The sequence below is a fragment of the Streptomyces sp. NPDC052225 genome, from assembly GCF_040679615.1.
GTDB lineage: Bacteria > Actinomycetota > Actinomycetes > Streptomycetales > Streptomycetaceae > Streptomyces.
The window spans coordinates 1-4,919 of the sequence record NZ_JBFAVD010000063.1; the positions used below are offsets into that span (position 1 = coordinate 1).

Below are 4,919 nucleotides of genomic sequence, written 5' to 3' on the forward strand. Positions count from 1 at the left end.
CGCGCAGTTCCCCGCGCCCCTGAAGGCATGCGCTGCGCGCAGCCTTCATCGGGGAAATGCGACGCGAAGCGTCTGCATTTCAGGGGCGCGGGGAACTGCGCGACCAGCCACGACGCACGCCGCACCCGCCGTCACACACCGGCCCCCACGGCGACCGGCGCAACGGCAGGCGCGGCCGGCGCCAGATGATGGACCCGCGCCGGCGGCAGGTTCCCGAGCACCGTCTCGGACCGGAACCGATGCCGAGCCAACACCCGCCCCACCACCGCATCCAACTGCCGCACCCGCACCCGCCCCGCCCCCGCGGAGAACACCCGCCGCAACGGAGGCATCCCCGCGTACGCGAAGTACGACAGCGTCCCCCCGGCCCGCAGCGCCCCGACAAGCCGCCCCAGGATCTCCTCCGTCGTCGCGGCGTCGAAGTTGGCGAACGGCAGCCCGCACACCACGGTGTCGTACGACCCCAGCTCCTGATCCTGCACAAGCCCCGTGAGCACCCGCACCCGCCGGTCCCCGGCATACGTCTCGGCCAGCAGCGCGGCGAACCGCGGATTCGCCTCGACGAGATCCAGCGTGTCCAGCGGCCCGAGCGACTCGACCACATGACGCGTCACCGCCCCCGACCCGGGCCCGACCTCAAGGACGGCCCGCGGCCCGCCGGGGCTCGGGATCACGTACCGCGTCAGGGCTCTGGCCAGCCGCGGGCTGCTGGGCGCGATGGCCCCCGTGGCCCGGCGCGTGCGGGTGAACTCGCGGAAGAACAGTGTCACTTCGGTCATGGGCCCCACCTGTGTGCGTCGGAAGTGGCAGTGCGGAATCACTAGCGATAGTGCCACTATCGATAGCGTAGGTTACTGTTAGAGCGCAGTGGGGGCCCGCCACCCGCCACGGCGACGCTAACTCCACTCCGACCTGCGAACACGACTCACCAACGACCCGCGCACATGTCTCCAAGGAGGTAGTGCGCAGTCGCCGTAACGGGCCTTCCGAGAGGGGAAAGGAGCGGCCATGGACATCGACATCGCCTCACTCGCGGCATGGCTGGACATCACGTCCGGCCTGTCGGGATCGCTCTCCGGGGCGGCCTGCTGGGCCTACGCGATCCTGGCGCTCACCACGCTCCCGCCCCTGCTGCCCAACGCCGTGCTGCTGGTCACCGGCGGCATGCTCGCCGCCCGCGGCGAGATGTCGCTGATGCTGGTCCTGGCGTCGGTCGCGGGCAGCGCCCTCCTCGGCGACCTGCTCATCCACCGCTTCGGCCGGGCCGCGGGCGGCCGGGTGCGCACCGTGGCCCACCGCCGCGGACGGCAGGGCGAGTTGTTCGACTGGGCGTCGCGCCGCGTGCACCGCGGCGGCCTCGCGTTCGTCGTCGGTGTCCGCTTCCTGCCCAGCGGCCGGCTGCTCGCCGGCCTCGCCGCGGGCGCGGCCCGCTACCCGGCCCGCAAGTTCGCCCTCGGGGCCGCCCTCGCCGAGACGGTGTGGGCCGGCTACTCCGTGGGCGCGGGCTACTTCGGCGGCGCCGTCAGCGACGACCCGGTCTTCTCGCTCGCGATAGGGATCGGCCTCTCGGTCCTGATCGGTGGCGGCGCCGCGTTGGTCGCCCGTGCGTCGAAGGAGACATAGCCGCTGCGTCGAAGCGGGAATTCCGCGCGCTCCGCAATTCCGTGAGGCTGACGGGCAGGGTGCCCGGACGCCCTGTCAATTCGCCGAAGAATTCAGGAGAGAGAAGTGTTTGCCGCAATCGGAAAATTCACCGCGCGGCGCCGCAAGTGGGTCGTCGTCGCGGCGGTCGTCTTCACCCTCTTCGCCGGCGTCTGGGGTACCCGGGTCTTCGCCTCCTTCACCGGCGGCGCCGGCTTCGACGACCCGGCGAGCGAGTCCGTCCAGGCGGACAAGGTGCTCCAGGGCCCGCTCGGCCGCGAGTCCAACGACCTGATCGTCCTGTACGAGGCCAAGGGCGGCAGCGGCGCCAAGGTCGACGAGTTCGGCCCCGCCGTGCGCGACGCCCTCGACGGCGTACCGCGCGCCGGCATCGAGCGCCTCGACTCGTACTGGCACCCGGGCGGCCAGGACAGGAGCGCGTACGTCTCGAAGGACGGCACGCAGACCTACGCCACCGTGCAGTTCACCAGTGACGTCGACCAGGACCAGGTCGAGGCGCTCGGCAAGATCAAGGAGAAGTTCGAGGCACAGGGCGTCGACGTCCGCTACGGCGGTGTCGCCGCGATGACCGAACAGGTCAACTCCCTCACCGGGTCGGACATCGCGCGCGCCGAGATGCTCTCCGTGCCGATCCTCCTGATCCTCCTCGTGCTGATCTTCCGCAGCGCGATCGCGGCCCTGCTCCCGCTGGCCGTCGGCACGTTCGTGGCACTCGGCTCGTTCGTGGTGCTGCGCGTCCTGACGATGTTCACGGACATCTCCAGCACCGTCATCAACGTCATCACGATCCTCGGCCTCGGCCTCGCCATCGACTACGCGCTGTTCATGGTGAACCGCTACCGCGAGGAGCTGCACGCGGGCGCCGACGTCGACACGGCCGTCGAGCGGGCCACCGCGACGGCCGGCCGCACGGTCGCCTTCTCCGGCATCGCCGTCGCGATCTCCTTCGCGGGCCTGCTCTTCTTCCCCTCCCGCTTCCTGTCGTCCATGGGGTACGCGGCCGTCGCCGTGGTCGCCTTCGCGGTGGTCGGCGCGCTCACCCTGCTGCCCGCGCTGCTGCGCTACACCGGGCACAGCATCGACAAGTGGCGTATCCCGCTGCCCGGTTCGGGCCGCCGTGCGCGTACGCCGAAGCCGGAGACGCAGGGCCGCTGGTACCGCACGGCGCACGCCGTCATGCGCAAGCCGCTGATCTCCACGCTCGCGATCGTCGCCGTCCTGGTCGGCCTCGGCGCGCCGCTGCTCGGCGTGAACTGGGCGCGGCCCGGCGAGTGGGTGCTGCCGTCGGACGCCGACGCGAAGGTCGTCAGCAAGCAGCTCGCCGCCGACTTCACCTCGAACCCGGCCCAGATCATGACGTCCGTCGTCCGCTTCGACGGCCCCGCCGACACGGCCCAAGTGGCCACGTACGCGCATGACTTGACGAAGATCGACGGCGTGGCCTCGGCGACCCCGACGAACACGGCGGGCGACACCGCGCGCGTCACGATCCACTACACGCCCGACCCGATGTCGGACGCCGCGCGCACGATGGTCGGCGAGGTGCGCTCCGTGCAGGCCCCCGACGGCGCCGAGACCCTCGTCACCGGCATGCCCGCCTCCCGCGTCGACATCGTCGACATGATCGGCGAACGGCTGCCGTGGATGGCGCTGTTCGTGGCGGTGGTCTCGTTCCTGGTCCTGTTCCTGGCGTTCGGCTCGCTGCTCCTGCCGCTCAAGTCCGTGATCCTGAACCTGCTCTCGCTGCTCGCCGCGTTCGGCGCGATCAAGTGGATCTTCCAGGACGGCCATCTCTCCGGCCTCCTCGGCTTCGACCCGATCGGCGCGGTCGACGTCAACTTCCCGGTCCTGGTCGTCGCGATCGCCTTCGGCCTCGCCATGGACTACGAGGTGTTCCTGCTCTCCCGGGTCCGTGAGGAGTACGAGGTCAGCGGCGACGTCATCGAGTCCGTCGCCCTCGGCGTCCAGCGCACCGCGAAGATCATCACGAGTGCGGCCCTCCTCCTGGTCGTGGTCGTGGGCGGCTTCATGGCCTCGTCCATCCTCTTCATGAAGATGATCGGCGTCGGCCTCGTCATCGCGGTCCTCGTCGACGCGACGATCGTGCGCGGACTCCTCGTCCCCGCCACGATGGCGCTGCTCGGCAAGTGGGCCTGGTGGGCGCCCGCGCCACTGGCCCGCTGGTGGGAGAAGTACGGGCTGCGCGAGAGCTCCGCCACCCCGCCGCCGGCCCCCGCGCCCGCCCCGACCCAGCACGCCGGGGCCTCCCGGTGACCACCCCCAGGACCGCACCGCGCCCCGAGCCCGCCCAACCCCCGTCGGCGGCACCCCGGGGCGCGGTGCCCTCTTCTTCCCGCGGGTCCGAGCAGGGCGGCACGGAAGCCGGCCTCGCCACAACGGCCCCGGTCGTCGCCGCGGGCGTCACCGCCGTCCTCGCCGCCGTCTTCGGCGACTGGGGCGGCTGGTCGGCGCCGCTCGGCTCGGGACTGCCCGGCTTCCCGCTGGCCTGGGGCGTGACGGCGGGGCCCCCGCTGCTGCTCGTCGCGCTCGCCGGGGTGTACGTCGCCTGGACGGGCACCCCCTCCTTCGCCCGCACCTGGGCGCACACGGCCGCGGGGCTCGCGGCGGCGACCGGTCTGCTGGCGCTGCTGCGGGCGCCGTACGGGGTGGACGGTGTCTGGGCGGCGCTCGCCGAGGCGTCGCACGCGGGTCTTTTCGGGGTGGTGGCGGGCTGGCTCCCGGCGCTCGCCGCGTTCGCGGTGGGCCGGCGTCGCGCCCGGGCCCGTACGGGAGTCGCCCCCTACGTCTGGCTGACGGGGCTGTTCGCGGTGGGCCCGCTGGTCTGGTTCGCGGTGTCCGCGACGGTGGCCGGTGACGGGGTGCCGGCCGTCTGCACGGCGGCCCAGTGCGTGACCGCCCGCGCGAACGTCCTGTTCACCGGGGAGATCGCCCTGCGTCTGGTGCTCCCCGCGTGGGCGGCGTCGGTGGCCACGCTGGCAGCGGCCCGCCGCGCCCCTCGCGTCCGCGCCCTGCGCACGCCCTGGCAGCTCCTGATCGGGGCCGGGGCGGCGGGCCTGACGGTCCTGTTCGCGCCGGGCCTGGTCTTCGGCGCGACGGTGTAGACGCGGACCCTTCGTCTGCGGGTGCGTGGGGGCCGGTCGCGCAGTTCCCCGCGCCCCTGAAGGCATGCGCTGCGCGCAGCCTTCATAGGGGAAATGCGACGCGAAGCGTCTGCATTTCAGGGGCGCGGGGAACTG

The 4,919-nt window shown here is 72.5% G+C and carries 4 protein-coding genes; 3 read left to right on the top strand and 1 reads right to left on the bottom strand.

Annotation, left to right across the window (positions count from 1 at the left end):
* Window positions 1-131: 131 nt before the first annotated feature.
* Window positions 132-779 (bottom strand): methyltransferase, encoded by a 648-nt coding sequence (locus AB0L37_RS38255; protein ID WP_365516762.1) that lies wholly within the window; start codon window positions 777-779, stop codon window positions 132-134.
* 229 nt (window positions 780-1,008) lie between these two features.
* Between AB0L37_RS38255 and AB0L37_RS38260 the strand changes: the two genes are divergently transcribed.
* From AB0L37_RS38260 to AB0L37_RS38270, 3 genes are all read left to right on the top strand, one after another.
* Window positions 1,009-1,623 carry a VTT domain-containing protein gene (locus AB0L37_RS38260; protein WP_365516765.1) on the top strand — a complete coding sequence of 205 codons (615 nt, stop codon included), beginning with the start codon at window positions 1,009-1,011 and terminating at the stop codon, window positions 1,621-1,623.
* 105 nt (window positions 1,624-1,728) lie between these two features.
* Window positions 1,729-3,936 (top strand): MMPL family transporter, encoded by a 2,208-nt coding sequence (locus tag AB0L37_RS38265; RefSeq protein ID WP_365516768.1) that lies wholly within the window; start codon window positions 1,729-1,731, stop codon window positions 3,934-3,936.
* Entirely contained in the window at window positions 3,933-4,784 is an 852-nt protein-coding gene (locus tag AB0L37_RS38270; RefSeq protein WP_365516771.1) for a hypothetical protein, read from the top strand. Before AB0L37_RS38265 ends, AB0L37_RS38270 begins: the two co-directional genes overlap by 4 nt.
* The last annotated feature ends 135 nt before the right edge of the window (window positions 4,785-4,919 follow it).

Bases quoted from the DNA above. Each gene is read 5' to 3' on its own strand.
- AB0L37_RS38255 (WP_365516762.1), bottom strand. From the start codon at position 779: ATGACCGAAGTGACACTGTTCTTCCGCGAGTTCACCCGCACGCGCCGG.
- AB0L37_RS38260 (WP_365516765.1), top strand. From the start codon at position 1,009: ATGGACATCGACATCGCCTCACTCGCGGCATGGCTGGACATCACGTCC.